We start from the raw sequence: 24,760 nt of genomic DNA, 5'->3' as shown, positions 1-24,760 counted from the left end.
TGCTGCGCTGCGTGCGGTCATGGCGGCGTAAAATCCCGCCATGCTGCAGCAACGCACCCTCAAGACCCTGACCCGCGCCGTGGGCGTCGGCCTGCACAGCGGGCAGCGCGTGGAGCTCACGCTGCGCCCCGCGCCACCCGACACGGGCATCGTGTTTCGCCGCATCGACCTGCCCGAGCCCATGGACATTCCCGTCAGCGCCGAGGCCGTGACCGATACACGTCTGGCCTCGACCATCGGTCGCGGCCATGCCAAGGTGCACACCGTCGAGCATTTGATGTCGGCCTGTGCAGGCCTGGGGCTGGACAATCTTTATGTGGACATCACGGCCGAAGAGGTGCCCATCCTCGACGGCTCGGCCGCATCGTTTGTCTTTTTGCTGCAAAGCGCCGGCATCGTGCTGCAAAACGCGCCGCGGCGTTTCGTTCGCATCCTGCGTCCCGTCGAGGTGCGCGAGGGCGAGGGCGCGCAGGCCAAGTGGGCGCGGCTCGAGCCGTACCACGGCTTCAAGCTCAGCTTCGAGATCGACTTCGACCACCCGGCCGTCGACGCCACAGGCCAGCGCGTCGAGTTCGACCTCGGCTCGGGCCGCTACAGCCGCGACATCGCGCGCGCGCGCACCTTCGGCTTCACGCGCGACGTCGAAATGATGCGCGCCAACGGCCTCGCGCTGGGCGGTGGGCTGGACAACGCCATCGTCATGGACGACTACAAGGTGCTCAACAGCGACGGCCTGCGCTACGACGACGAATTCGTCAAGCACAAGATTCTCGACGCCATGGGCGATCTCTATCTGCTGGGCAAGCCGCTGCTCGCGGCCTACAGCGCATTCCGCTCGGGCCATGCGCTCAACAACCAGTTGCTGCGCGCGCTGCTGGCCGAGCGCAGCGCCTGGGAACTCGTGAGCTTCGAGGACGCACGCCAGGCGCCGCGCGGCTTCGCGCAGCCGGCGCCGGCGTGGTGAGCAGCGTTCCGTGCGCTGCTTGCCGTTTGAAAAACGGCCTGGCGCCACCATCTCCTGCGTTCTTTCGCGTGCGGCCAAGACGGGCCAATATGCCGCGTAAGGATTAAGGCGCTGTGGTAAGGTGCCGGTTTACAACAACATTTGAACACGGAGAATATCGTGAGCAATAAAGGTCAGCTTCTTCAAGACCCCTTCCTCAACGCCTTGCGCCGCGAGCATGTGCCCGTATCGATCTACCTGGTCAACGGCATCAAACTGCAGGGGCAGATCGAATCCTTCGATCAATACGTGGTGCTGCTGCGCAACACCCTCACCCAGATGGTTTACAAGCACGCCATCTCCACCATCGTTCCAAGCCGCCCGGTGAACTTTTCGCTCGCCGAGGCTGCCGACGCCGAAGGGGGCGGTCACTGATTGACCGAAGCATCTTTCGCTGAAAAACCGGCCGTGCGCGGCGCTGCTGCGGCGGCGCAAACAGGCTCTGCGCCGGTACTGCTGGTGGGCGTGGACTTCGGTCTGCCGCATTTCGATCACAAGCTCGAAGAACTAGGGTTGCTCGCCGAAACTGCGGGCATGCGGCCCGTGGCGCGCCTCACCTGCAAACGCAAGGCGCCCGACGCCGCGCTCTTCGTGGGCAGCGGCAAGGCCGACGAGATCCGCACGCTCGCGCAGATGTACGGCGCCGTCGAGGTGCTGTTCGACCAGTCGCTGAGCCCGGCGCAGCAGCGCAACCTGGAGCAGCACCTCGGGCTGCCCGTGAACGACCGCACGCTGCTGATCCTCGAAATCTTCGCGCAGCGCGCGCGCAGCCACGAGGGTAAGCTGCAAGTTGAGCTCGCACGTCTGCAATACCTGAGCACGCGGCTCGTGCGGCGCTGGTCGCACCTGGAGCGCCAGCGTGGCGGCATAGGCGCGCGCGGCGGCCCCGGCGAGACGCAGATCGAGCTCGACCGGCGCATGATCGGCCAGGCCATTTTGCGCACCAAGGAGCGCCTGGCCAAGGTCAAGCGCCAGCGCGCCACGCAGCGGCGCCAGCGCGCGCGGCGCGACACCTTCAACATCTCGCTCGTGGGCTACACCAACGCGGGCAAGTCCACGCTGTTCAATGCGCTCGTGAAGGCGCAGGCCTACGCGGCCAACCAGCTGTTCGCGACGCTGGACACCACGACACGGCAGCTGTACCTCGCGGACGCAGGGCGCTCGGTGTCGCTGTCGGACACGGTGGGCTTCATCCGCGACCTGCCGCACGGCCTGGTCGATGCCTTCGAGGCCACGCTGCAGGAGGCCGTAGATGCCGACCTGCTGTTGCACGTGGTCGATGCCGCGAACCCGCATTTTCCCGAGCAGATCGCGCAGGTCGAGCGCGTGCTCGCCGACATCGGCGCCGCGCAGGTGCCGCAGCTGCTGGTCTTCAACAAGCTCGACGCGCTCCCGCCCGCGCAGCGACCCGCCGCGCTGCAGGACGTCTATGAGCGCGCAGGACAGCCTGTGGAGCGCATCTTCGTGAGCGCACGCACGGGCGAAGGTTTAGACCTGCTGCGCGCACAACTCGCGCGCACGGTGCTGGCTGCTGGCGCATCCGACAGGCTCCTAGAGCCCCCAGATGTCGCAGGTGAATGCCTGTGATTCGGCACAATGCCGGCCGATGTCATCCAAGAAGCAGAGATTGTGCGCATGAACTTCCGAGACTCAGCCCCGGCTTTGTGGTTCCGGCTGCGGGGTATGTTCAATTTGAATGACCCCCGCTGGGGTCGCGGCGACGACAAGCCGCAGGACGGCAAGCGCTCCGACGCCGAGCGCCCGCCCACGCCGCCGGGGCGCGGCCAGGGGCCGGGCCAGCCGCCCGACCTCGATGAACTCTGGCGCGACCTCAACCGCAAGCTCGGCAATCTGTTCGGCGGGCGCGGCGGCGCCGGCGGCAAAGGGCCGGGGCATTCGGGCGGCGGTTTCACGCCCGACGGCAAAAGCGCTGGTTGGGGCCTCGGACTGCTCGCGGGCATCGTGTTCGTGATCTGGATGGGCTCGGGCTTTTTCATCGTCCAGGAGGGTCAGCAGGCCGTCATCACGCGCTTCGGTAAATACCAGAGCACGGTCGGCGCGGGCTTCAACTGGCGTCTGCCTTACCCGATCGAGCGCCATGAAACGGTGTTCGTGACGCAGATGCGCTCCGTCGACGTGGGGCGCGACTCGGTCATCAAGAGCACGGGTCTGCGCGACTCGGCCATGCTGACCGAGGACGAAAACATCGTCGAGATCAAATTCGCCGTGCAATACCGCCTCAACGATGCGCGCGCCTGGCTGTTCGAGAGCCGCAACCCGGCCGACGCCGTGGTGCAGGCCGCCGAGACGGCCGTGCGCGAAGTCGTGGGCAAGATGCGCATGGACGCAGCGCTCTCGGAGGAGCGCGACCAGATCGCGCCACGCGTGCGCAGCCTGATGCAGACCATCCTCGACCGCTACAAGATCGGCGTGGAAGTCGTGGCGGTGAACCTGCAGCAAGGCGGCGTGCGCCCGCCCGAGCAGGTGCAGGCGGCGTTCGACGACGTGCTCAAGGCTGGCCAGGAGCGCGAGCGCGCCAAGAATGAGGCCCAGGCTTATGCCAACGACGTGGTGCCGCGCGCGGTTGGCACCGCCTCGCGCCTCAAGGAGGAGGCACAGGCCTACAAAGGGCGCATTGTCGCCCAGGCCCAGGGTGACGCGCAGCGCTTTGCGTCCGTGCTCACGGAATACCAGCGCGCGCCCCAGGTCACGCGCGACCGCCTGTACCTCGAGACCATGCAGCAAATCTACGGCAACGTGACCAAGGTGCTGGTCGATGCGCGCCAGGGTTCGAACCTGCTTTACCTGCCGCTCGACAAGCTGCTGCAAAGCACGGCACAGCCCGCGCAGCCAGCCGATGCCGCCTCGGCAACGGCCAATGCGGCATCGGGCGCTAGCTCCACGGCGGCCCCATCAGCGCCCGTGACCACGCCCACCACCAATTTTTCGAATGACAACAGCCGCACGCGTGACTTCGCCCGCACGCGCGAGCGTGAATCCCGCTAGGAGCCGTTTCCGTGAATAGAGTCGGTTTTATCGCCGCGAGCATCCTGATCGTGCTCGCTTTGCTGAGTTCCATGTGTTTTGTCGTGGATCAGCGGCAATTCGGTGTGGTGTATGCGTTCGGTCAGATCAAGGAGGTGATCACCGAGCCTGGCCTGCATTTCAAACTGCCACCGCCCTTCCAGAACGTTTCCTATCTCGACAAGCGCCTGCTCACGCTCGACAGCATGGACACCGAGCCCATGCTCACGGCAGAAAAGCAGCGCGTGGTGATCGACTGGTACGTGCGCTGGCGCATTGCCGAGCCGACCGACTACATCCGCAACGTCGGTCTCGATGAAAACGCCGGCGCCCTGCAGCTCAACCGCGTGGTGCGCAACGCCTTTCAGGAAGAGATCAACAAACGCACCGTCAAGGAGTTGCTCTCCTTGCAGCGCGAGGCGCTGATGGCGGATGTGAAGAAAGAAGTGCTCGAGGCCGTACGTGGCAGCAAGCCTTGGGGTATTGACGTGGTCGATGTGCGCATCACGCGGGTCGATTACGTCGAAGCCATCACCGAATCGGTGTACCGGCGCATGGAAGCCGAGCGCAAGCGCGTAGCGAATGAATTGCGCTCCACGGGGGCGGCCGAGGGCGAAAAGATCCGCGCCGACGCCGACCGCCAGCGCGAAATCACCATTGCCGGCGCCTACCGCGACGCGCAGAAGATCAAGGGCGAGGGCGACGCCGAGGCCGCGCGCATCTATGCCGAGGCGTTCGGCCGCGACCCGCAGTTCGCGCAGTTCTACCGCAGCCTCGAGGCTTACAAAGCGAGCTTCCACAACAAGAGCGACGTGCTCGTGCTCGACCCTGCCGCGTCTGATTTCTTCAAGGTCATGCGCGGGGGTGCAGGTGCGGTGGCTGCGCCGGCGCGCAAATGAGTGCTGCCAACGGCCCATCCTGTTGATAGCAGCATGTCGGATTCGCTGTGGACGGCGCTCGCGCTGGTGCTGGTGATCGAAGGGATACTGCCGTTTGCCGCGCCCGCGATGTGGCGGCGGGTATTTCAGCAAGCGCTTGCCTTGCGCGATGGGCAAATCCGCTTTTTCGGCCTGCTCAGCATCTTGCTCGGCTTGCTCTTGCTGGCATTTTGAGCCGGCGCAGACCTGCGCCCCTTGCAGCCTGGGCACGGCCGCCATACGGCATGCACCGGAGCGCCGCACGCCGCTGCCGCATTGCCTGCCGGTAGAATCCTTTTTTTCACCACTTGACGCATTCCATGTCCGCCTGGCTGTTGCCGGATCACATTGCCGACGTCCTGCCGTCCGAAGCCCGGCACATCGAGGAGCTGCGCCGCGACCTGCTCGACACCGCGCGCAGCTACGGCTGCGAACTCGTCATCCCGCCGCTGGTGGAGCACCTCGACTCCCTGCTCACGGGCACGGGCGAGGCGCTCGGCCTGCAGACCTTCAAGCTCGTCGATCAGCTCTCGGGTCGCAGCTTGGGCGTGCGTGCCGACACCACGCCGCAGGTCGCGCGCATCGATGCGCACCTGCTCAACCGCCGTGGCGTCACGCGTCTGTGTTACTGCGGGCCGGTGCTGCACACGCGCCCTGACAGGCCGCACGCGACGCGCGAGCCGCTGCAGTTCGGCGCCGAAATCTACGGTCACGCAGGCCAGGAGGCCGACCTCGAGGTGCTGCAGCTCGCACTCGCGTGCCTGCGTGTGGCGCAGGTGCAAGCGCTGCAAATCGACCTTGCCGACGTGCGCATCGTGCGCAGCCTGCTCGCGGGCGTGCCGCTCGACGCTGCACTGTTGCAAAAAATCCACGCCGCGCTCGCGGCCAAGGATGCGGCCGAACTGGCCGCGCTCACGCGCGATTTTCCGGCCCGCTCACGCGAGGGGCTGCGCGCGCTGCCGCAGCTGTACGGCGACGCCACTGTGCTGATTGAGGCAGAAAAAGCCTTGCAAGGCGCACCAGGATTGCCCGAGCTGCTATCGGGTTTGCGCTGGTTGGGCGAGCGTCTGCAAGGCGTGCGCGTGAGCTACGATCTCGCCGATCTGCGCGGTTACGCCTACTACAGCGGCATGCGCTTCGGCGTCTATACCCCTGGCGCGAGCGACGCGCTCGTGCGTGGTGGGCGTTATGACGAAGTCGGTGCGGTGTTCGGCCGCAACCGGCCCGCCGTGGGCTTCAGTCTGGACTTGAAGCAACTCGTCGCCGTCGTGCCGCCGCGCGCGCCCAAGGCGGCCATACGCGCGCCGTGGAATGAGTCGCACGACGTGCACGCCGCGATCGCAGCGCTGCGCCAGGCCGGCGAAACCGTGGTCTGCGTACTGCCCGGGCACGAAAGCGAGGTCGATGAATTCCACTGCGACCGCGAACTGGTGTACGTAGCCGGCGCGTGGCGCGTGCAACCGCTGGGTGGGGCGGCGCATGCCGACCCCATCACCACCAAGAACTGAATCAGGTTGGAAATGAAAGCAAGCAAAGGCCGCAACGTGGTCGTGGTCGGCACCCAGTGGGGTGACGAGGGCAAGGGAAAGCTGGTCGATTGGCTCACCGAGAGCGCGCAGGGCGTGGTGCGCTTTCAGGGCGGGCACAACGCCGGGCACACGCTGGTGATCGGCGGCGTGAAAACGGCGCTGCACCTGATTCCCAGCGGCATCATGCGCGCCGGGGTCAAGTGCTACATCGGCAACGGCGTGGTGCTTTCGGTGGGCAAGCTGCTCGAAGAGATCGCGGGGCTGGAGCGCGTCGGCGTTGAAGTGCGCTCGCGCCTGCGCGTGAGTGAGGCTTGTCCGTTGATTTTGCCTTTTCACGTGGCGCTCGACATGGCCCGCGAGGCCGCGCGCGAGCACGGCGGCAGCGAAAAGATCGGCACCACGGGCCGCGGCATCGGCCCCGCGTACGAAGACAAGATCGCGCGCCGCGCGCTGCGCGTGCAAGACCTGCGCCACCCCGAGCGCTTCGCCGCCAAACTGCGCGAGGTGCTCGCGCTGCACAACCACGTGCTGACGACCTTCCTCGGTTCGCGCAACATCGACTTCGGCCCCGGCCTGCAGCCGTACCTGCAGGACGGCGCGGTGCAGTTCGACGCCGTCTATGAGGAAGCCATGCAGCACGCCGAGCTGCTCGCGCCCATGGTGGCGGACGTCTCGCGCGAGCTCAACGAGGCGCACGCGGCCGGTGCCAATTTGCTGTTCGAGGGCGCGCAGGGCACGCTGCTCGACGTCGATCACGGCACCTACCCCTACGTCACCTCGAGCAACTGCGTCGCTGGCAACGCCGCAGCCGGCGCGGGTGTGGGGCCGGGGCTGCTGCACTACGTGCTCGGCATTACCAAGGCGTACTGCACGCGCGTGGGCGGCGGCCCCTTCCCGACCGAGCTCGACTGGCAGACCCCCGGCACGCCGGGCTACCACATGAGCACCGTGGGCGCCGAAAAAGGCGTCACCACGGGGCGCAGCCGGCGCTGCGGCTGGTTCGACGCGGCGCTGCTCAAGCGCAGCGCGCAGGTCAATGGCCTCTCGGGTCTGTGCATCACCAAGCTCGACGTGCTCGACGGCCTGCCTGAGCTCATGCTGTGCACGGGCTACGAGCTCGACGGCCGCCAGATCGACATGCTGCCGCTGGGCGCGGACGAGATCGCGCGCTGCATTCCGCGCTACGAGCGCATGCCCGGCTGGAGCGAATCCACCGTGGGCGTGACCGACTACGCCCAGCTACCTACAGCGGCGCGGCGCTACCTCGAGCGCATCGTCGAAGTCACGGGCGTGCCGATCGCGATGATCTCCACGAGCCCCGACCGCGACCACACCATCCTCATGCAGCACCCGTTCGCGGCGCCCTGAGCCGCTGAGCCGTATTGCAAGCCTTTCGCCCCGGAGTTTTCACATGCTGACCGAAGACGGCAAGCACCTGTACGTGAGCTACGACGAGTACCACGGCCTCATCGAAAAACTTGCGCTCAAGATTTACCAGTCGGGCTGGGAGTTCGACACCATCCTGTGCCTCGCACGCGGCGGACTGCGCCCGGGGGACATCCTGAGCCGTATCTTCGACAGGCCGCTGGCCATCATGTCCACGAGCTCCTACCGCGCCGAGGCCGGTACGGTGCAGGGGCACCTCGACATCGCGCGCTACATCACCACGCCGCAGGGCGAAATCGCCGGGCGCGTGCTGCTCGTCGATGACCTGGCCGACTCTGGTCAAACCCTCGCCGCCGTGGTGGAGCGGCTCAAGACCAATTACCAGCCCATCACCGAATTGCGCAGCGCCGTGATCTGGACCAAGGGCGTGTCCAGATTCACGCCCGACTATTCGGTCGAATTCCTGCCCACCAACCCCTGGATTCACCAGCCTTTCGAGGTCTACGACAGCATGGGGCCCGAAAAACTGCTCGAAAAGTGGCGGGTTTGAGCGCACTACTAGTGCAGGGGCGAAGAAATCGCGCTCGTTACCGTGCATCGCGCCGCGACAGCCGCAGCAGCGCGTACAGCAGCGTGACGTAAGGCCAGAGCCAGCCCAGCCATTGGCCGAGGCCGTAGAAGCGGATGAAGCGTCCTTGCTCCCAAAGCTGGAGCGTGTGGCTGAAGTAGGCGCTCGTCGGTGCCTGGTTGAGCAAGGACAGATGCCAGGCCAGCGCGAGCAGCAGCAGCGCCAGGCACGCGCGCCGGCCCAAGGGCAGTAGCACGGCGGCAGCCAGCAGCCACAGCACCAGGCCCGCGCGCACGGGCAGACTCAGCCAGTCCAAGGCATGCACCGGGCCCCAGCTCAGCGCCGCCGACAGCGCCGTGGCGGCGAGGCCCGCGCACAGAACCCCGGCGGCAAACAGCGCACGCCGCCCGGCCGTGCGAATCACGCCGTAGCCGAGCAGACATGGAATCAGGAGCCCCAGCGCGACGCAAAGCATCTCGCCACCGGGAGAGAGCGGATCGAGCGACTCTTCATCGACCTGCGGCAGCCAGTCCAGAAACGGTGTGCCGTCCAGCGTCTCGACGAGCGCAGCACCCAGCCGCTCGAACACCTGCCCAAGGCCAAAAGGTACGGCCGCGGGGAACAGCAGCGCCGCGGGCCACAAGGCCAGCAACACGAGGGCGCCGCGCGCGTCGGGCACGAACCAGCGTGCACGCACGTTGCTCCAGCGCGCCACGGCGCCCAGGCGCTCGAGCAGCAGGGCCGCAAGCGCACCCATGAGCGTGCCCAGCGCATTGAGCAGCCAATCGAGATTGGACGCCACACGCTGCGGCAGGTAAATCTGCAGAAACTCCATGCAAAGCGACAGCAGCGCCCCCGCGAGCGTGGCCAGCACAAACGCCCAGCGCGCGCGCACGCCCGTGCGCAGCAGCGCGAGCGCGAGCAAAAAACCCAGCGGGGCATAGCCAAACAGATTGGTGAAGACGTCGAACTTCGTCCAGTACGGCGGCGGCAGCGGCGCCAGCAGGAAAGCCCAGGGCGCGACCCCTTGCGCGCGCCAACCGCTGAAGGGAAACAGGCTCGCAAAAACGATCAGCGCGCCGTAGAGCAGCGCGAGGGGCCAGGCAGAGGTCTTGTGCATGATCCCGGTGCGCCCTGCGTCCTCAGAACGGCTTGACCACCACCAGCACCACAATCACGAGCAGCAGCAGCACCGGCACCTCGTTGAACCAGCGAAACCAAATGTGGCTACGCTGGCTGGTGCCGGCCGCGAGCTTGCGCAGCAGCACGGCGCAGGCATGGTGGTAGCCAATGACCAGCAGCACGGCCAACAGCTTGGCATGCAGCCAGCCGTTGCCCGGCCCGCGGCCTATGCCGTAGCCCAGCCACAGCCACAGGCCCAGCGCCACGGCCGGCACGGCGAGCAGCGTGCTAAAGCGCAGCAGCTTGCGCGCCATGAGCAGCAGGCGCTCGCGCTCGGCCACCGAGCCCGGCGCCACCATGGCGAGGTTGACGAAGATGCGTGGCAGATAGAACAAGCCGGCGAACCAGCTGGCCACGAACACGATGTGAAAGGACTTGACCCAGAGCATGGCGGCAGTGTAGGGCTTCCACGGGCGTGGCGTAGGAGCCTGTCGGACTTTGGAATCGTCGGCTGCGAAAGCGCCGCAGCGGCCCATTTTTTACCGTCTTCTTGCCCCATAGTCCCGCTATGGGGCGGCGAATGCGGCAAAAACTGGTCACGCTGGGGCGCATTCTCGCTATCGACGCCCAAAGTCCGACAGGCTCCTAGCGATAACCCCGAATGAGGCACAATTTTCCCCATGCACCTCCACAGCCCTGCCCCCTTCCCCCAAAACCGCCCGCGCCGACTGCGCCGCAACGCCTTCACGCGCAACCTGGTGCGCGAACATGTGCTCACGCCGCACGACCTCATCTACCCCGTGTTCGTGCACGAGGGCACAAAGCTGCGCACCCCCGTGCCCTCCATGCCCGGCGTGGAGCGCCTGAGCCTGGACTTGCTGCTGCCCGTGGCGCAGGAATGCGTGCAACTGGGCATCCCGGTGCTGGCGCTGTTTCCGGCCATAGACCCGGCCCTCAAGACGCCCGACGGCAAAGAGGCCACCAACCCCGACGGTCTGATCCCACGCGCGGTGCGCACGCTCAAGCGCGAGTTTCCCGATCTGGGCGTGCTCACCGACGTCGCGCTCGACCCCTACACCAGCCACGGGCAGGACGGCGTGCTCGACGACACGGGCTACATCCTCAACGACGAGACGGTGGAGATCCTCACCGCGCAGGCGCTCGCGCATGCGCAGGCCGGCGTGGACATCGTCGCGCCCAGCGACATGATGGACGGACGCATAGGCGCGATCCGCGAAGCCTTCGAAGTGCAGGGCCACATCCACACCGCCATCATGGCCTACAGCGCCAAGTACGCGAGCGCGTTCTACGGCCCGTTTCGCGACGCCGTGGGCACGCGCGGCGCGCTCGGCAAGAGCAACAAGAGCGTCTATCAGATGGACCCGGCCAACACCGACGAGGCGCTGCGTGAAGTGGCGCTGGACATCGCCGAAGGCGCGGACATGGTGATGGTCAAGCCCGGCATGCCCTACCTGGACGTAGTGCGCCGCGTGAAGGACGAGTTTCGCGTGCCGACCTTCGCCTACCAGGTCAGCGGCGAATACGCGATGCTCAAGGCCGCGAGCGCCAACGGCTGGCTCGATCACGACGCGGTGATGCTCGAGAGCCTGCTCGCCTTCAAGCGCGCGGGCGCCGATGGCGTGCTGACCTACTTCGCCCTCGAGGCTGCACGGATACTTCAAAAGGTATAGCTGCAAGCGCTTTATTGACGGGTACTACACGCCAATTTCGCTAAAAATCTGCGGCTACGGCATCGGGACTTCGTGGCGTTTGCGCAGCACTCCCAGTGCCGCTGCGATTCGTTTGTGCAGACAAATGCTACTTCGACAATAATTGCGCCCTCATTGATTGTCGCCAGCATGTCGTCTCCAACCCCTCCTGCCCAAGCAGCCTGTCAGGCTTTGGGCGTCGATAGCGAGAATGGGCCCCAGCGTGACCAGTTTTTGCCGGATTCGCCGCCCCATAGCGGGACTATGGGGCAAGAAGCCGGTAAAAAATGGGCCGCTGCGGCGCATTCGCAGCCGACGATTCCAAAGTCCGACAGGCTGCTAGCCACGCCCGCCGCAACGCCGTTCGACCTCGAACAGCAGATCGGCTACCAGCTGCGGCGCATCGTCGCGCTGCTGGGCGCCGAGATCACCCGCCGCGTCGAGCCGCTGGGCCTGACGGACGCGCAGTGGAAGCCCATGTTGCGCCTGCTGCTGGGCCAGGAAGGCACGGTGGCCGCACTGGCGCGCAGCTGCCACATGGACGCGGGCGGCATGACGCGCTTGCTCGACCGGCTCGAAGCCAAAGGCCTGTGCACGCGCGTGCGCTCGGCGCAGGATCGGCGCGTCGTGCACACCGAGCTGACCGACGCCGGCCGCGCCGTAGCCGCGCAGCTGCCCGCGATTTTCGACGCGCTGCAAGCGCAGGCCCTGCAAGGCTTCGACGCCGCTGAGGTCGCCCAGTTGCAGGCCTTGATCCAGCGCATCCACGACAACCTGCAAGCGCTCCCCCCCGCCGCTGTGGGCGACGGGGTGCATTCTTCCTCCCACGAACATCCTGCACCATGAATTTCTTCCTAGGAGCCTGTCGGACTTTGGGCGTCAATAGCGAGAATGCGCCCCAGCGAGGCCAGTTATTGCCGGATTCGCCGCCCCATAGCGGGACTATGGGGCAAGAAGACGGTAAAAAATGGGCCGCTGCGGCACATTCGCAGCCGACGATTCCAAAGTCCGACAGGCTCCTAGCTGCTACCGCGACCAGCGCGTCGGCAGGTTTTGCCGTGCGCGTGCGCGGGTTCCCTGCGGCGGCCAGGGCGCTCGCCTGCGCTGGATTTACAGGTTTGGCGGCCCTCACCGGCTGCGCCGACCACGCCGGCATCGCGCCGCAAGTGCAGATGCGCGACGCCGCCAGCCTGGGGCTCACGCCGGCGTCCGCTCCTGCCGCGGACGCTGCGGGCGCCGCTGCCGGTCATGCCAACGCGCCCGGTGTGGCGCTGCAAACCGACTGGTGGCGCATGTGGGGCGACGCGCAGCTCGACGCGCTCGTCGCCAAAGCGCTGGCCGGCAATCCCTCGCTGCAGCAGGCGCAGGCGCGCCTTGCGAGCGCCTGGGCGTTCAGCGAGGCCGTGCGCGCGAGCGACGGCCCGCGCCTGGACGGCAGCCTGCAAGTCGATAGGCAACATTTCAGCGCCCACAGCCTCTACCCGCCGCCCTATGGCGGCGGCAGCTTCAATCTCGCCGAAGGCACGCTGACGGGCAGCTGGGAACTCGACTTTTTCGGCAAGCACCGCGCCGCGCTCGCAGCAGCCATAGGCGCGGCGCGCGCCGCCGAGGCCGACGCGCAGGCTGCGCGCCTGCTGCTCGCGAGCAGCGTGGTGCGCAGCTACTTCCAGCTCGCGCGGCTGCAGGCGCAGCTCGCCGTGGCCGAGCGCACCCTGGCGCAGCGCGAGGAGACGCTGCAACTGGTGCGCGAGCGCTTCGCCGCAGGCCTGGACACGCGCGTGGAGCTGCGTCAGAGCGAAGGCGGCGTGCCCGACGCGCGCCAGCAGGTCGAGGCGCTGCGCGAGCAGATCGCCCTCATGCGCAACGCGATCGGCGCGCTCGTTTCCGAGCCAAAAGCGGCTCTAGCGCTTGATACACCTTCGCTAACAGCTATCAAAGCAGTAGAAATCCCGGCGCAGCTGCCGGCCGAGCTGCTCGGCCACCGCCCCGACATCGCAGCCGCGCGCTGGCGCGTGGAAGCAGCCACGCGCAGCGTCGATGAAGCACGCAGCCTGTTCTACCCCAACGTCAACCTCGCCGCCTTCGTGGGCCTCTCCAGCATAGGGCTGGACAACTTCGCGCGGGCAAGCAGCAAAGAGTGGGGCTTCGGCCCGGCGATCAGCCTGCCGATCTTCGACTCGGGCCGCCTGCGCGCGAACCTGCGCGGCAAGTCGGCCGACCTGGACGCCGCAGTGGCGAGCTACAACGCGAGCCTGCTCGACGCCGTGCACGACGTGGCCGACCAGCTCGACTCAGCACGCTCCATCGTGCGCCAGCAGACCGAGCAGCGCCAGGCGCAGGCTGCGGCCGAAGCGGCGTATGCGCTCGCGCTCGAACGCTACCGCCAGGGCCTGACCAACTACCTCACGGTGCTCGCCGCCGAAACCAACGTGCTCGCGCAGCGGCGCCTGGGCGTCGATCTGGCCGCGCGGCGCCTGGACACGCAAGTCAACCTGATCCGCGCGCTGGGCGGCGGCTACCAGGCCACGCTGCCCGAGACGCTGGCGAGCTCGGCGCGCTGAACGCGCGTCCCGCAGCCACGTCGCCCGGCCCAAGCCCCAACCCCTCCTCTTTTGCCGCTTCGACCTTTTTGGACCTCCCATGACCGAACCGCAACCCACTTACGCCGCCCGTGAAACCAACCCCACCCGCCGCAAGGCCCTGCTCGCGCTTGCCGTCGTGGTGCTCGTCGCGGGTGCCGCCTGGGGCGCCTACGAGTGGCTCATTGCGAGCCACAACGAAGACACCGACAACGCCTACGCGCAAGGCAACGTGATCCAGATCACGCCGCAGACCGGCGGCACGGTGACGGCCATCCTCGCCGACGACACCGACTACGTGCAGGCCGGCGCGCCGCTCGTGCGGCTCGATCCGTCCGACGCGCGCGTGGCACTGGCGCAGGCCGAAGCGGCGCTCGCGCAGACCGTGCGCCAGGTGCGCACCATCTACGTCAACGACGCTGCGCTGCAAGAGCAGGTGCGCCTGCGCGAGGCCGACGCCGCGCGCGCACGCACCGACGTCACGCGCACGAGCGACCTCCTGCAGCGGCGCCAGAAGCTCGCGGGCAATGGCGCCGTCTCGCAGGAAGAGCTGCACCAGGCGCAGGCCCAATACGACGCTGCGCGCGCCGCGCTCGCTGCAGCCGAAGCCGCCGTGGCCGCCGCACGCGAGCAGCTCGCGAGCAACCAGGCGCTGACGCAGGGCGTGCCGCTCGAGCGCCACCCCAACGTGCTCGCCGCCGCCGCCAAGGTGCGCGAAGCCTATCTGGCCGAGCGCCGCACCGTGATCCCCGCGCCCGTGGCCGGCTACGTGGCACGGCGCAGCGTGCAGCTGGGCCAGCGCGTGGCCGCCGGCACGCCGCTCATGAGCGTGGTGCCCGCCGAGCAGATGTGGGTCGATGCCAACTTCAAGGAAAACCAGCTGCGCAACCTGCGCCTGGGCCAGCCCGCCACGCTCACGGCCGACCTCTATGGCGGCAAGGTCGAATACCGCGGCCGCGTCGCGGGCTTGGGGATGGGCACGGGCTCGGCCTTTGCGCTGCTGCCCGCGCAAAACGCCACGGGCAACTGGATCAAGGTGGTGCAGCGCGTGCCGGTGCGCATCACGCTCGACCCCCAAGAGCTGCGCGCACACCCGCTGCGCGTGGGGCTGTCCATGCTCGTCGACGTCGATACCTCCGACCGCAGCGGCCCCATGCTGGCCGCGCAGCCGCGTACCGAGCCCATCGCGCAGACCGGCGTCTATGCCGATTGGGATCGCGGTGCCGAGGCCGATGTGGCACGCATCATCGCCGCCAACGCCGGCCCTGCCGCCAAAAGCGCACCCAGCAAAGGCCAGCCGGCCGCCGCCGCAGCGCAAAGCGCCGGCGCACGCAAAGGCTGACCGCCCCCGAAAGCCCGCACATGAACGCAGCTTCCGCCAGCGCGCCCTCGGGCACGTCGCCACCGCCCCCTCCCGCCACACAAGCCCCCGCGCCTGCCGCGCCGCTGCCGCCGCTGTCCGGCAGCGCACGCCTGTGGGGCACGCTCGCGCTCTCGGCGGCCACGTTCATGAACGTGCTCGACACCTCGATTGCGAACGTGTCGCTGCCCGCGATCGCGGGCGACCTGGGCGTGAGCCCCACGCAGGGCACCTGGGTCATCACGAGCTTTGCCGTGGCCAACGCGATTTCGGTGCCGCTCACGGGCTGGCTGTCGCAGCGCTTTGGGCAGGTGCGCCTGTTCGTGCTCAGCGTCGTCTTGTTCGTGCTCGCGTCGGTGCTGTGTGGCCTCGCCCCGACCATGCCGCTTTTGATCGCCTTCCGCGCGCTGCAGGGTTTTGTCGCCGGGCCCATGATCCCGCTGTCGCAGGCGTTGCTGCTGTCGAGCTACCCGCGCGCGCTCGCGGGCGTGGCCATGGCCGCCTGGTCCATGACCACGCTCATCGCCCCGGTGACGGGCCCGCTGCTGGGCGGCTGGATCACCGACAACATGACCTGGCCGTGGATCTTCTACATCAACGCGCCCGTGGGCGTGCTCGCAGCGCTCGTGACCTGGGGCATCTTCCGCCACCGCGAGTCGCCGCGCCATGCCCTGCCTATCGACTCGGTCGGTTTGGGCCTGCTCGTGGTCTGGGTCGCGAGCATGCAGATCATGCTCGACATCGGCAAGGAACACGACTGGTTCGAGTCGCCGCTGGTGGTGGGCTGCGCCGTCGTCGCGGTCATAGGCTTTGCCGCATTCATGATCTGGGAGCTCGGCGACAAACACCCGGTGGTGGACCTGACGCTGTTCAAGATACGGAATTTTTGGGCCGGCGCGATCGCCACGTCGTTCGGCTACGGCGTGTTCTTTGGCAACGTCGTGCTGCTGCCACTCTGGCTGCAGCAGTTCATGGGCTACACGGCCACGCAGGCTGGCGAAGTGCTGGCGCCCGTGGGCCTGCTCGCGTTGGTGCTCTCGCCCATCGTCGGGCGCACCGTCACCAAAGCCGACCCGCGCCAGTACGCCACCATTTCCTTTTTGGTGTTCGCGCTGGTGCTATGGATGCGCTCGCGCTTCAACACGCAGGCGGACGTGGTCACCATCCTGATCCCCACCGTGATCCAGGGGATCGCGATGGCGTTTTTCTTCATCCCGCTCGTGACGATCACGCTCTCCGAGGTGCACGGGCCGCGCATTCCCTCGGCTTCGGGACTGTCGAACTTCATGCGCATCACCGCCGGCGCCATAGGCACCTCGGTCTCGACCACGCTGTGGGAGCGCCGCGCGACCATGCACCACGTGCACCTGGTCGAAACCCTGCAGCAGGGCAACAGCACGCTCGCGCAGACGCTGCAAGGGCTGCAGGCCGCGGGCCTGAGCCAGCAGCAGGCGCTCGGGCAGGTCGAGCTGCTGCTGAACCAGCAAGCCTTCATGCTCGCGGCCAACGACATCTTCTACGCCTCGGCACTCATTTTTCTGCTGCTGATCCCGCTGATCTGGCTCGCCCACCGCCCGCACGCCAGCGAAGGCAGCGCCGAAGCTGCGGCAGGCGCGCATTGATCTTGACGCTCGTCAAATCAGGGATTTACAGGAGTTGCAATGGCTTACTTTTCGGTCAGACTTACAGCTTTTGACCAACGCCATTGCGCTTTCTGCCCATGGACTTCTCTTTTCTGCGCCGCGCCCTCAATGCCCTGACGATCGCCGCCAAGTTGCGGCTCATGACGGCCCTGGCCTCGCTGATCCTGGTGGCCATTTCGGGCTACTTTCTGTTCGAGGAATATCAAATCACGCGCGCCGGACGGGAAATCGCCGTGCGCCAGACGGTGGAAGTGGCGCACTCCATCCTCGGCTGGGCGCAGCAGCTCGAAGCCCGCGGCACCTACACCCGTGCGCAGGCCCAGCAACTGGCCTTGCAGACCCTGCAGGCGGCGCGCTATTCGGGCAAAGAATACTTTTGGGTGCAAGACATGCAGCCGCGCGTGCTCATGCACCCTTTCAAGCCTGAACTCAACGGGCAGGACGCCTCCCACATCCAGGACCCGGATGGCAAACCGATCTTCGTGCTCTTCGTCCGGCGCGCACAGCAAAGCGATGGCGGCGGGTTCGTCACCTACCAGTGGCCCAAGCCGGGTGAGGATCAGCCCGTGCCCAAGATTTCTTACGTCAAGGCTTTTGCGCCCTGGCGCTGGGTCGTGGGCTCGGGCGTTTATGCCGACGATTTGCGCAAGAACTTTCTCGCGAGCCTCTGGCGCACGCTGATCGTGGTTGCGCTTGCCGTGGCCGTCAACCTGCTGCTCGCGCGCAACGTCCAGCAATCGGTCGTGCGCGGTCTGGACAAGGCCGTGCGCGTGGCCCGCGCGATTTCGCAACGCGACCTCACGCAGCAGGTCACCGTCAAGGGGCGCGACGAAATCAGCCATCTGCTCGCCGCGATGAAGGCCATGTCCGAGGATTTGACGCAAACCTTGCGCGGCGTGCGCCAGGCGGCAGAGCAACTGGCCCACACGAGCGCCGAAATCGCAAGCGGCAACCAGGACTTGAGCAGCCGCACCGAGAGCACCGCGTCGAATCTGGAACAGACTGCGGCAAGCATGGAAGAGCTCACCGGCTCGGTCACGCAAAACGCCGAGGCCGCGCGCCGCGCCGCGCGCTGCGCCGAAACGGCCAACGAGGTCGCGACGCAGGGCGGTGAAGCCGTGGCGCAGGTGGTGCACCGCATGGAGGACATCCGCGCCTCGTCGCGCCAGATCGCCGACATCACCAGTGTGATCGACAGCATCGCCTTTCAGACCAACATCCTGGCGCTCAACGCCGCCGTCGAAGCGGCACGTGCAGGCGAGCAAGGACGCGGCTTTGCCGTGGTCGCGAGCGAGGTGCGCACGCTGGCACAGCGCTCGGCGCAGGCGGCGCGCGAGATCAAGACCTTGATCGAAAACTCGGTGCAACAGGTCGAGGCGGGCGGCGCGCAAGCCGCGCTGACCGGTCAAACCATGGAGCGCGTCGTCGCCGCGGTGCAGGAAGTGCACACGCTGATCCAGGAAATCACCACCGCCACGGGCGAGCAGAGCAACGGCATCGCGCAAGTCAACGTTGCCGTGTCCGAGCTCGACCGCATGACGCAGCAAAACGCCGCGCTCGTCGAAGAATCGGCCGCCGCTGCGCAAGCCCTGCGCGAGCAAGCCATGCAGCTGCTCGAAAGCGTGCAACGTTTCAAGCTCACTTAAGATCGCTGCAAAACCATGGCCGCACGGTGTGGCGCGCACCTGCCACCTGCACTGCCGCCCCTGCGCCGCGCCGCTTCAGCAAATACTCACTGCCGTGCCTACCGTCAACCCATCAAACCAGCCGCACCACTACGACGTCTGCAACGGCGATGCCGACGGCCTGTGCGCGGTGCGGCAGTGGCGCCTGCACGCGCCTGCTGAGGCCACGCTGGTCACGGGACTCAAGCGTGACATCGCACTGCTCGAGCGCGTGGCGGCCGAGCCGGGCGACGAAGTGCTGGTGTGCGACATTGCGCTGGCGCGCAACCGCGCCGCGCTCGAACGCCTGCTCGCGCGCGGCGTGCGCGTGCGCTACTTCGACCACCACGCAAGCGGCGCGCCGCTCGTCCACCCCTGCCTCGAAGCGCACCTCGACGCGGCGCCCGACGTCTGCACGAGCGTGCTCGTGGACCGCGCACTCGGCGGGCGCTTTCGCGCCTGGGCGGTGGTCGGCGCTTTTGGCGACAACCTGGGCAGCGTGGCCGAGCGCCTTGCCGCCACGCTGAATCTCGAGCGCGCACGGATCGACGCGCTGCGGCGCATGGGCGAGGCGATCAACTACAACGCCTACGGCGAGTCCGCGCACGACGTGCTCATCCACCCTGCGCAGCTGTATGCGCTCATGGCGCGCTACGAAGACCCTTTTGCGATGCTCGCGCACGAGCCCGTGCTGCAGGCGCTCGATGCGCAGCGCGCAAACGACCTGGCGCATGCCGCGGAACTGGCGCCCTATTGGCAGGATGCACGCGGCAGCGTCGTGCTGTTGCCTGACGCCGCATGGAGCCGGCGCATCATGGGGCATCTCGCCAACCAGCTCGCGAACCAGGAACCGCAGCGCGCGCATGCGCTGCTGCTGCCGCTGCCAAAGACCGACGCGGCAGACGCTGCATGGCGCGTGAGCATGCGTGCGCCACGCACCGCCCCGCAAGGCGCAGCAGACTTGTGCAGCCGTTTTGGCGGCTCGGGCCGCGCTGCTGCAGGTGGCATAGACCGGCTGCCCCAGGACTCGTTCGAAGACTTCCTGCGCGCATTTGCTGCGATGCGCTGGGGAGCGTGAACCCAGACTTTTCCCAAACTAGTGTAGTGTTTGATACTTGATGCGACAAATAGCCTAGCAGCAAAAAGCAAAAAGGGGAGCCGAGCCCCCCTTTTTTGATGCACTTGCACGCGCAGCTCAACGCTCGGGCGGCAACAGCTCTTGCTTGACGCGTTGCTGCAGCTCGGGCAGCTCGAAGCCCGTCAGGTCAAGGTCGCGCGCGAGGATCAACACCCGCCGCGCAGCCTCGCCCAGTTCGGCCTTGAGCTCACCGAGGAAGGGGTCGGACGCAAAAATGGCCAGGGCGTGGCAGCGGCCCTCGAGTGCCTCGCGCTCCAGATAGTCGGACAGCTCCTGTGCAAAACGCAAATGCTCTTTGCGCTTGGGGTCCGTCGGTGGCTGATAAGCAGCGCCGCCGTAGCTGCGGTCGGAGGCTTCGCGCCCCATTTTGTCGTGTACCAGCTCGCTGACTTTGCGACGGCTCTCAGGGTGCTCGAAAGTTTCGAGCAACTGCAAGGTGCCGTTGGATTCTCGCGCCAGATACCGCGCGTGCGTGGCATTGGCAATCAGGATGCGGTCGGGTTTCATGGTCTGAGCCTCTTTGTGTCATGGAAAAAACGAGCGGACGCCATGGAAAGCCAAGAGCGTTCGCTCTGTTTTATAGATGAGGGCGCAAAGTCTTTTTACAACCGTCTCTTGTACCCGCCATGGTGGCCAGAGCGGCACAGCGCCCCGAACCCGACCCCGGCGCAAGGTCACGCAAGGTGCTTGGCGAAGAAGGCCAGCGTACGCTCGTTGGCCAGCTGCGCGGCCGCCGCATCGTAAGAGCCGCGCTGGTCGCAGTTGAAGCCGTGGTCGGCGGCGTAAATGTGCACCTCGACCTCGGGATGGGCTTTGGCGAATGCCTTGACCTCCTCGACTGGAATCCAGTGGTCACGCTCACCGAAATGGGCAAGCACCGGCACGCGCGGCTTGCGCGCCGACTCCTCGGGCGTGGTCATGCCGCCGCCGTAGTAGCACACCGCCGCCGACAGGCCGTCGAGCGTGCATGCGGCACGCCATGTCAGCAGTCCGCCCCAGCAAAAACCCACGATGCCGACCTTGCCCCCGCTGCGTTTGGCCGCTTCATGGATGGCAGCCTGGATGTCTGCCATGACCCCTGGCGCCGGCAGTGCATCGACGGCCGTCTTGAGGGCAAAACCGGCTTCCATGTCTTTTTGCTCGTACCCGAGCTCCACGCCCTGTTTGACACGCGCAAAGGTGGAAGGCGCGAGCGCGAGGTAGCCATTCGCGGCGTAGCGGTCGGCCACCGCACGGATGTGCGAATTCACGCCGAAAATTTCCTGCAGCACCACGATCGCGCCACGCGGCGTACCCTGGGGCTCGGCCAGCCAAGCGGGCACGGAAAAACCATCGCTCGAAGTCACCTGGATGAATTGGCTCATGAAATGCTCCTCATAAAAGTGGATAGACCAAGCTCCTGCGACGGCCAGCGTCACGGAACACGGCATTTTTGCAGCAGAACGCTCCGCCGATGGCAGGGATGCACAAAAATCCGCCGCCGCACGCGGAATTTGCCGCTATCGTCTTTACGATAGCGGCAAGGAGCCCGTGCATGGACCTCAAGCCGCTGATCACCCTGCTGGCCATCGTGAACCCGCTGGCCATCGTGCCGTTTTTCATCCACTACACCCAGGGCTTTTCGCCTGCGCAGCGCCGCGCCACGGTGCGCACGGCGGCGTTTGCGGTGTTTTGCGTGATTGCGGCCTGCGCACTGCTGGGGCTGCAGATTCTGGAATTTTTCAATATCTCGCTGCAGAGCTTTCAAGTCGGTGGCGGCATGCTGCTGCTCATCAGCGCAATGAACATGCTCAACGCCCAGCCCGCCGAGGCCAAGGCGCACACGCACGAAATGGAAGAAGGCGCAGAAAAAGCCGCCTCGGGCGCAAGCATCGCCGTCGTGCCGCTGACCATTCCACTGCTCACGGGGCCGGCCACCATGTCCACCGTGGTGATCTACGCCGACCGGGCGCACACGATCTGGCAGCATGCGGCCCTCCTGGGCTACGGCCTCGTGATTGCCCTCGCGACGGCGCTGTGCTTTGCCCTGGCCAACCCGATCGCGCGCGTGCTGGGCAAAACCGGCATCAACGTGATGACGCGCCTCATGGGGCTGATTCTTGCCGCCCTGGCCGTCGAAGTCATGGCCGAAGGCTTGGGCAAGCTGTTCCCTGGACTTTTAGGCTAAAAACGGCTGAAACCAAGGCGCAGCAAGCGCTAGCAGCTATCACAATGATTGCATCTTGCGCAAACCGATTTCACGCGACGGCGGCCTGCGCCGGTGCATTCTCGGGCTCTTGCGCATCACCCTCGGCACAGGTGGCGCCACCGCAGCCGTGGATCAGCACTTGCGGCAGCGCTTCGGGCGCATGCACGACGCCCGTTTCCGGATCGAAGCCCACCCGGCGCAAGTGCAAGGCGAGTGCCGCATCCATGGCCTGCGTGTGCTGTGGAAACCATTGCGCGAGCTCGCCCACCAAGGCGCGCACCATGGCAGGTTCACCCTGTGCGAGCCGTGCAGAACCCTCTTGCAACACCTGCAGCACCACCTTGTGCTGGGTGCTGTGGCAGTTGCCCGAAGCGAAACGGGTCGCGGCCATCCAGGCGTCCTCGCGCGCGAAATGCGCCTCGGTGTGCGCCACGAACGCATCCCAAGCCGCGGGCAAGAGCGCCTCGTCGGCCGCGTCCACCGCGGCAAGCAGTTCGACGAATTCGCGGTGCGTGTCGTCCATCAACGGCAATTCCAGCGCCAGGGCATCCGACCATTCGAGTGCGGCCATGTTCGATCTCCTTGCATCACAAAATCCAGGCGCACAGCTTAGGCAGCGCCGCAGGTCGGGGTTTTGATGCAGGTCAGGGAAATGAGGGTACAGAAATTGGAAATTGGGGTCAGATTCCAATTTTCGGCCGATGCGCGAGGTGCCGAGTTAATTGGAATCTGACCCCAATTAATACCACGCCCCTGCGGGGCTCGCAATGACGGGAGCTTTTCAGACCAAGGCCGAGCGCAGCGAAGGCCCGTGTGGTATCCCCGCCCTTCTGGCTGCGCCGAGGAGCGCAGCGCCCGGCGGATCAAGGGCGCGCGATGTTTGAGCGCAGCGAGTTTCGCGCGACCCCGCCGGGCGTGAGCACCGCAGGTTGCCCTAGCAGCCTGTCGGACTTTGGAATCGTCGGCTGCGAATGCGCCGCAGCGGCCCATTTTTTACCGTCTTCTTGCCCCATAGTCCCGCTATGGGGCGGCGAATTCGGCAAAAACTGGCCTCGCTGGGGCACATTCTCGCTTTCGACGCCCAAAGTCCGACAGGCTGCTAGGCGCCGTAAGGCGCACAGGGACGCAGACAGCAGGGTCGCCTTCTTTTGCCTTCTTTTCTTGGCGAGACAAGAAAAGAAGGTGCGCCGCCGGGCGCACATCCCGGCACCCTCCCTTTGCCCCAGCACCAGCGGCCGGAAATTCGAATCTGATGAACGGGAGTGAGATAAATGAAGGGGCAACGGCGCGATATTTGGGGAAAAAAGGGGATGGGATGGAAAAAAAGGGGACGAGAAATTAAAGTTGGTTTTGCCGTGTGAAAGCGGAGTTGGCGTCGTATTTTTGAGGGGGTTGGAGGGTGAGGCGACTGGCTACGAGGGTGGCGTAGCCGGCTATGTCTAGCCAGGAATCGGCGTAGTCAGGGTCGCCGTTGATGATGCGGGCGATCTTGTGGAGGATCATTTCAAGGGCCTCTTGCTGATCGGGGGTGAGGGTCAGGCTGCGGGCGGAGGCGGCTTTGGTGATGGTGGTTTTGAGGGACTGGGAGAGCTCGGCGTGGGTTTGGAAGCTGCCGTAGCGGTCGCCGCGCTCGGTGAGGATTTGGTGAATGTCGTTGGTCATGCTGCGCCTCCACGCTCATAGAACAATTCGACGCGCTGGCACGCGATCTCGAAAAACTCGGGGGAGATTTCGCAGCCGATGAAGCTGTGGCCCAGGCTCAGCGCGGCTACGCCGGTGGTGCCGCTGCCCATGTAGGGGTCGATTACGGTGCCACGCGCAGGCGTGACGCTGCGCACCAGGTACTTGAGCAGCTCGATCGGCTTTTGTGTGGGGTGCGCCACCTTTTCTGCACGCCCATAGCGCAGGTTGTCGCACACGAACACGTTGCAACGGTACTTGGAGTCGTCGCCAAAAAAAGCGCCTTTGCGGTAGGCGTACACGATGTTCTCGTGCGCCGATGGCCACCAGTTTCCGTCGCCTGGTGGAGGCGGATAGGGTTTTACCCAGACGGCATGCTTGGCAACCATGCCGCTGGTGCGCAGCGTTCGCGCTACATCGCCAGCTTGTTCCGTGCCGCAAAATATGACGGCAGCATTGCGCACCTGTTCAGCGCATAGGCGCAGGGACTGCACGACCTCAAAGGTCGCATCTTTGCTGTCGAAGTCGAACTGCAAGCGGCGCGTACCTTTGTCGGTTTTCATGGTGCCGAAGCGGTTTTGCAGCGCATATGGAGGGTCTGTCACCAGCGCATCGCAAGGCCCAAACACCCCCGCCCGCAGCAGCTCACGCGAGTCGCCGCAGTAGAGGGTGGCGTCGCCGATCACGCACTTCTGGAACTGCACCGAACCCACCTGATCAGTGGTCACGATGCGCTGCGATTCAGCCGTTGGTTTGTGGTCTAAAACGGAGGGTTCTGGCATGCTTATCCCATGGATTCGTCGATGAATTTCTGCACGATGGCGAGGACTGCCGTTTCGTCGGATGCGGACAGTGTCCCGGCCTCTGGGCTGCTCATGAGCATGCCGCGGCGGGGCATGTTTTTGGCGCCGAACTCGTGATAGACGGCATAGGGCTGGCCGAAACCAATGCGCACCGAGTCTGCGCCTGTGACGGTGTGCGACAGGCTTTTGATCATGTCGCCATAGCGATCCAGCAGGCGTTTGTGGGCGCCTTTCTTGGGGTACGTGGCAATGGTTTTCTCTGCCCATGGTTGCCAGCTCTGGCCGTTCGGGTCTTTGCGGGTTGAAAACCGTTTGCGGACATTGCTCTCCATCATGGCGCCGATGGACTCGAGCAGCGGATGCAAGTCGCTGAGGCGTGCATGCGCGGCGGCAAGCTTTTGCTGCAACTGCGCGTCCTGGATATTGACGGTGAGCATTTATGGGCAC

The 24,760-nt window shown here is 66.0% G+C and carries 26 protein-coding genes; 17 read left to right on the top strand and 9 right to left on the bottom strand.

Going from position 1 to position 24,760, the window contains the following annotated elements:
• Positions 1–40 precede the first annotated feature (40 nt).
• The 9 genes from lpxC to DFR45_RS03665 all read left to right on the top strand — a co-directional run bounded on the left by lpxC (position 41) and on the right by DFR45_RS03665 (position 8,409).
• On the top strand, positions 41–964 hold the full coding sequence (lpxC, locus tag DFR45_RS03705) for a UDP-3-O-acyl-N-acetylglucosamine deacetylase (RefSeq protein WP_114482348.1): 924 nt from the start codon (positions 41–43) through the stop codon (positions 962–964).
• 159 nt (positions 965–1,123) lie between these two features.
• Positions 1,124–1,378, top strand: a complete 255-nt coding sequence (gene hfq, locus DFR45_RS03700) for an RNA chaperone Hfq (RefSeq protein WP_114482347.1) — start codon at positions 1,124–1,126, stop codon at positions 1,376–1,378.
• A 33-nt stretch (positions 1,379–1,411) separates the two neighbouring features.
• Positions 1,412–2,590, top strand: coding sequence for a GTPase HflX (gene hflX, locus DFR45_RS03695; RefSeq protein WP_114482680.1), 1,179 nt, complete (start codon positions 1,412–1,414; stop codon positions 2,588–2,590).
• 48 nt (positions 2,591–2,638) lie between these two features.
• Positions 2,639–4,009 carry an FtsH protease activity modulator HflK gene (hflK, locus tag DFR45_RS03690; protein WP_114482679.1) on the top strand — a complete coding sequence of 457 codons (1,371 nt, stop codon included), beginning with the start codon at positions 2,639–2,641 and terminating at the stop codon, positions 4,007–4,009.
• Positions 4,010–4,020: 11 nt separating this feature from the next.
• Positions 4,021–4,926 carry a protease modulator HflC gene (gene hflC, locus DFR45_RS03685; protein ID WP_114482346.1) on the top strand — a complete coding sequence of 302 codons (906 nt, stop codon included), beginning with the start codon at positions 4,021–4,023 and terminating at the stop codon, positions 4,924–4,926.
• Positions 4,927–4,959: 33 nt separating this feature from the next.
• On the top strand, positions 4,960–5,139 hold the full coding sequence (locus tag DFR45_RS03680) for a DUF2065 domain-containing protein (RefSeq protein ID WP_114482345.1): 180 nt from the start codon (positions 4,960–4,962) through the stop codon (positions 5,137–5,139).
• 125 nt (positions 5,140–5,264) lie between these two features.
• Complete coding sequence (locus DFR45_RS03675; RefSeq protein ID WP_114482344.1) at positions 5,265–6,452, top strand: ATP phosphoribosyltransferase regulatory subunit; 1,188 nt, start codon at positions 5,265–5,267, stop codon at positions 6,450–6,452.
• Positions 6,453–6,464: 12 nt separating this feature from the next.
• Positions 6,465–7,841 (top strand): adenylosuccinate synthase, encoded by a 1,377-nt coding sequence (locus tag DFR45_RS03670; protein WP_114482343.1) that lies wholly within the window; start codon positions 6,465–6,467, stop codon positions 7,839–7,841.
• Positions 7,842–7,884: 43 nt separating this feature from the next.
• Positions 7,885–8,409 carry a phosphoribosyltransferase gene (locus DFR45_RS03665; RefSeq protein WP_114482342.1) on the top strand — a complete coding sequence of 175 codons (525 nt, stop codon included), beginning with the start codon at positions 7,885–7,887 and terminating at the stop codon, positions 8,407–8,409.
• A 37-nt stretch (positions 8,410–8,446) separates the two neighbouring features.
• Here DFR45_RS03665 and DFR45_RS03660 read toward each other — a convergent pair whose 3' ends face one another.
• Complete coding sequence (locus DFR45_RS03660; RefSeq protein ID WP_114482341.1) at positions 8,447–9,547, bottom strand: VanZ family protein; 1,101 nt, start codon at positions 9,545–9,547, stop codon at positions 8,447–8,449.
• A gap of 22 nt (positions 9,548–9,569) precedes the next feature.
• Positions 9,570–9,998: a CopD family protein gene (locus DFR45_RS03655; protein WP_114482340.1), complete on the bottom strand. Its 429-nt coding sequence runs from the start codon at positions 9,996–9,998 to the stop codon at positions 9,570–9,572.
• A 231-nt stretch (positions 9,999–10,229) separates the two neighbouring features.
• On the opposite strand from DFR45_RS03655, the gene hemB reads away from it, so the two are divergent.
• The 7 genes from hemB (at position 10,230) to DFR45_RS03620 (ending at position 19,582) form a co-directional block, all read left to right on the top strand.
• Positions 10,230–11,240, top strand: coding sequence for a porphobilinogen synthase (hemB, locus tag DFR45_RS03650; protein ID WP_114482339.1), 1,011 nt, complete (start codon positions 10,230–10,232; stop codon positions 11,238–11,240).
• A 282-nt stretch (positions 11,241–11,522) separates the two neighbouring features.
• Complete coding sequence (locus DFR45_RS03645) at positions 11,523–12,104, top strand: MarR family winged helix-turn-helix transcriptional regulator (RefSeq protein ID WP_114482338.1); 582 nt, start codon at positions 11,523–11,525, stop codon at positions 12,102–12,104.
• Between the two features lie 98 nt (positions 12,105–12,202).
• Entirely contained in the window at positions 12,203–13,819 is a 1,617-nt protein-coding gene (locus DFR45_RS03640) for an efflux transporter outer membrane subunit (protein ID WP_114482337.1), read from the top strand.
• Between the two features lie 79 nt (positions 13,820–13,898).
• Positions 13,899–15,179: an HlyD/EmrA/EmrK family protein gene (locus DFR45_RS03635; RefSeq protein ID WP_114482336.1), complete on the top strand. Its 1,281-nt coding sequence runs from the start codon at positions 13,899–13,901 to the stop codon at positions 15,177–15,179.
• Positions 15,180–15,199: 20 nt separating this feature from the next.
• Positions 15,200–16,819 (top strand): DHA2 family efflux MFS transporter permease subunit, encoded by a 1,620-nt coding sequence (locus tag DFR45_RS03630; protein ID WP_114482335.1) that lies wholly within the window; start codon positions 15,200–15,202, stop codon positions 16,817–16,819.
• A 98-nt stretch (positions 16,820–16,917) separates the two neighbouring features.
• Positions 16,918–18,486 carry a methyl-accepting chemotaxis protein gene (locus DFR45_RS03625; RefSeq protein ID WP_241659306.1) on the top strand — a complete coding sequence of 523 codons (1,569 nt, stop codon included), beginning with the start codon at positions 16,918–16,920 and terminating at the stop codon, positions 18,484–18,486.
• 94 nt (positions 18,487–18,580) lie between these two features.
• On the top strand, positions 18,581–19,582 hold the full coding sequence (locus DFR45_RS03620) for a hypothetical protein (RefSeq protein WP_114482677.1): 1,002 nt from the start codon (positions 18,581–18,583) through the stop codon (positions 19,580–19,582).
• Between the two features lie 117 nt (positions 19,583–19,699).
• On the opposite strand, the gene DFR45_RS03615 is transcribed toward DFR45_RS03620, so the two are convergent.
• Entirely contained in the window at positions 19,700–20,149 is a 450-nt protein-coding gene (locus tag DFR45_RS03615) for a host attachment protein (RefSeq protein WP_114482334.1), read from the bottom strand.
• Between the two features lie 167 nt (positions 20,150–20,316).
• Positions 20,317–21,006: a dienelactone hydrolase family protein gene (locus tag DFR45_RS03610; protein ID WP_114482333.1), complete on the bottom strand. Its 690-nt coding sequence runs from the start codon at positions 21,004–21,006 to the stop codon at positions 20,317–20,319.
• A gap of 170 nt (positions 21,007–21,176) precedes the next feature.
• Here DFR45_RS03610 and DFR45_RS03605 point away from each other — a divergent pair, with 170 nt between their 5' ends.
• Positions 21,177–21,809 carry a MarC family protein gene (locus DFR45_RS03605; protein ID WP_114482332.1) on the top strand — a complete coding sequence of 211 codons (633 nt, stop codon included), beginning with the start codon at positions 21,177–21,179 and terminating at the stop codon, positions 21,807–21,809.
• A gap of 70 nt (positions 21,810–21,879) precedes the next feature.
• Here the strand turns inward: DFR45_RS03605 and DFR45_RS03600 are convergent, their stop codons facing one another.
• The 5 genes from DFR45_RS03600 to DFR45_RS03585 all read right to left on the bottom strand — a co-directional run bounded on the left by DFR45_RS03600 (position 21,880) and on the right by DFR45_RS03585 (position 24,750).
• Positions 21,880–22,401, bottom strand: a complete 522-nt coding sequence (locus DFR45_RS03600; protein WP_114482331.1) for a hemerythrin domain-containing protein — start codon at positions 22,399–22,401, stop codon at positions 21,880–21,882.
• A 292-nt stretch (positions 22,402–22,693) separates the two neighbouring features.
• Positions 22,694–22,843, bottom strand: a complete 150-nt coding sequence (locus DFR45_RS14460; RefSeq protein ID WP_158637005.1) for a hypothetical protein — start codon at positions 22,841–22,843, stop codon at positions 22,694–22,696.
• A gap of 325 nt (positions 22,844–23,168) precedes the next feature.
• Positions 23,169–23,492 carry a DUF6378 domain-containing protein gene (locus tag DFR45_RS03595; RefSeq protein WP_194161652.1) on the bottom strand — a complete coding sequence of 108 codons (324 nt, stop codon included), beginning with the start codon at positions 23,490–23,492 and terminating at the stop codon, positions 23,169–23,171.
• Positions 23,489–24,238 carry a DNA-methyltransferase gene (locus tag DFR45_RS03590; protein WP_158636969.1) on the bottom strand — a complete coding sequence of 250 codons (750 nt, stop codon included), beginning with the start codon at positions 24,236–24,238 and terminating at the stop codon, positions 23,489–23,491. The genes DFR45_RS03595 and DFR45_RS03590 overlap by 4 nt, the downstream gene beginning before the upstream one ends.
• Before the next feature lie 56 nt (positions 24,239–24,294).
• Positions 24,295–24,750, bottom strand: a complete 456-nt coding sequence (locus tag DFR45_RS03585; protein ID WP_114482329.1) for a phage virion morphogenesis protein — start codon at positions 24,748–24,750, stop codon at positions 24,295–24,297.
• Between the last annotated feature and the right edge of the window lie 10 nt (positions 24,751–24,760).

It is taken from the genome of Extensimonas vulgaris, from assembly GCF_003337425.1.
In the GTDB taxonomy this organism is placed as follows: Bacteria; Pseudomonadota; Gammaproteobacteria; order Burkholderiales; family Burkholderiaceae_C; genus Extensimonas; species Extensimonas vulgaris.
Note: the sequence above shows the minus strand (reverse complement) of the source record. Positions and strands in the feature narration are given on the sequence as shown.

Excerpts from the sequence above, each read along its gene's own strand:
- DFR45_RS14460 (WP_158637005.1), bottom strand. The coding sequence starts at position 22,843 with ATGGGGCAAGAAGACGGTAAAAAATGGGCCGCTGCGGCGCATTCGCAG.
- DFR45_RS03655 (WP_114482340.1), bottom strand. The coding sequence starts at position 9,998 with ATGCTCTGGGTCAAGTCCTTTCACATCGTGTTCGTGGCCAGCTGGTTC.
- DFR45_RS03605 (WP_114482332.1), top strand. The coding sequence starts at position 21,177 with ATGGACCTCAAGCCGCTGATCACCCTGCTGGCCATCGTGAACCCGCTG.
- DFR45_RS03625 (WP_241659306.1), top strand. The coding sequence starts at position 16,918 with ATGGACTTCTCTTTTCTGCGCCGCGCCCTCAATGCCCTGACGATCGCC.
- hflK (WP_114482679.1), top strand. The coding sequence starts at position 2,639 with ATGAACTTCCGAGACTCAGCCCCGGCTTTGTGGTTCCGGCTGCGGGGT.
- DFR45_RS03670 (WP_114482343.1), top strand. The coding sequence starts at position 6,465 with ATGAAAGCAAGCAAAGGCCGCAACGTGGTCGTGGTCGGCACCCAGTGG.
- hemB (WP_114482339.1), top strand. The coding sequence starts at position 10,230 with ATGCACCTCCACAGCCCTGCCCCCTTCCCCCAAAACCGCCCGCGCCGA.
- DFR45_RS03600 (WP_114482331.1), bottom strand. The coding sequence starts at position 22,401 with ATGGCCGCACTCGAATGGTCGGATGCCCTGGCGCTGGAATTGCCGTTG.
- DFR45_RS03630 (WP_114482335.1), top strand. The coding sequence starts at position 15,200 with ATGAACGCAGCTTCCGCCAGCGCGCCCTCGGGCACGTCGCCACCGCCC.
- DFR45_RS03610 (WP_114482333.1), bottom strand. The coding sequence starts at position 21,006 with ATGAGCCAATTCATCCAGGTGACTTCGAGCGATGGTTTTTCCGTGCCC.
- DFR45_RS03585 (WP_114482329.1), bottom strand. The coding sequence starts at position 24,750 with ATGCTCACCGTCAATATCCAGGACGCGCAGTTGCAGCAAAAGCTTGCC.
- DFR45_RS03675 (WP_114482344.1), top strand. The coding sequence starts at position 5,265 with ATGTCCGCCTGGCTGTTGCCGGATCACATTGCCGACGTCCTGCCGTCC.
- DFR45_RS03595 (WP_194161652.1), bottom strand. The coding sequence starts at position 23,492 with ATGACCAACGACATTCACCAAATCCTCACCGAGCGCGGCGACCGCTAC.
- DFR45_RS03615 (WP_114482334.1), bottom strand. The coding sequence starts at position 20,149 with ATGAAACCCGACCGCATCCTGATTGCCAATGCCACGCACGCGCGGTAT.
- DFR45_RS03645 (WP_114482338.1), top strand. The coding sequence starts at position 11,523 with ATGGGGCAAGAAGCCGGTAAAAAATGGGCCGCTGCGGCGCATTCGCAG.
- lpxC (WP_114482348.1), top strand. The coding sequence starts at position 41 with ATGCTGCAGCAACGCACCCTCAAGACCCTGACCCGCGCCGTGGGCGTC.
- DFR45_RS03665 (WP_114482342.1), top strand. The coding sequence starts at position 7,885 with ATGCTGACCGAAGACGGCAAGCACCTGTACGTGAGCTACGACGAGTAC.
- DFR45_RS03660 (WP_114482341.1), bottom strand. The coding sequence starts at position 9,547 with ATGCACAAGACCTCTGCCTGGCCCCTCGCGCTGCTCTACGGCGCGCTG.
- DFR45_RS03640 (WP_114482337.1), top strand. The coding sequence starts at position 12,203 with ATGGGGCAAGAAGACGGTAAAAAATGGGCCGCTGCGGCACATTCGCAG.
- DFR45_RS03680 (WP_114482345.1), top strand. The coding sequence starts at position 4,960 with ATGTCGGATTCGCTGTGGACGGCGCTCGCGCTGGTGCTGGTGATCGAA.
- DFR45_RS03635 (WP_114482336.1), top strand. The coding sequence starts at position 13,899 with ATGACCGAACCGCAACCCACTTACGCCGCCCGTGAAACCAACCCCACC.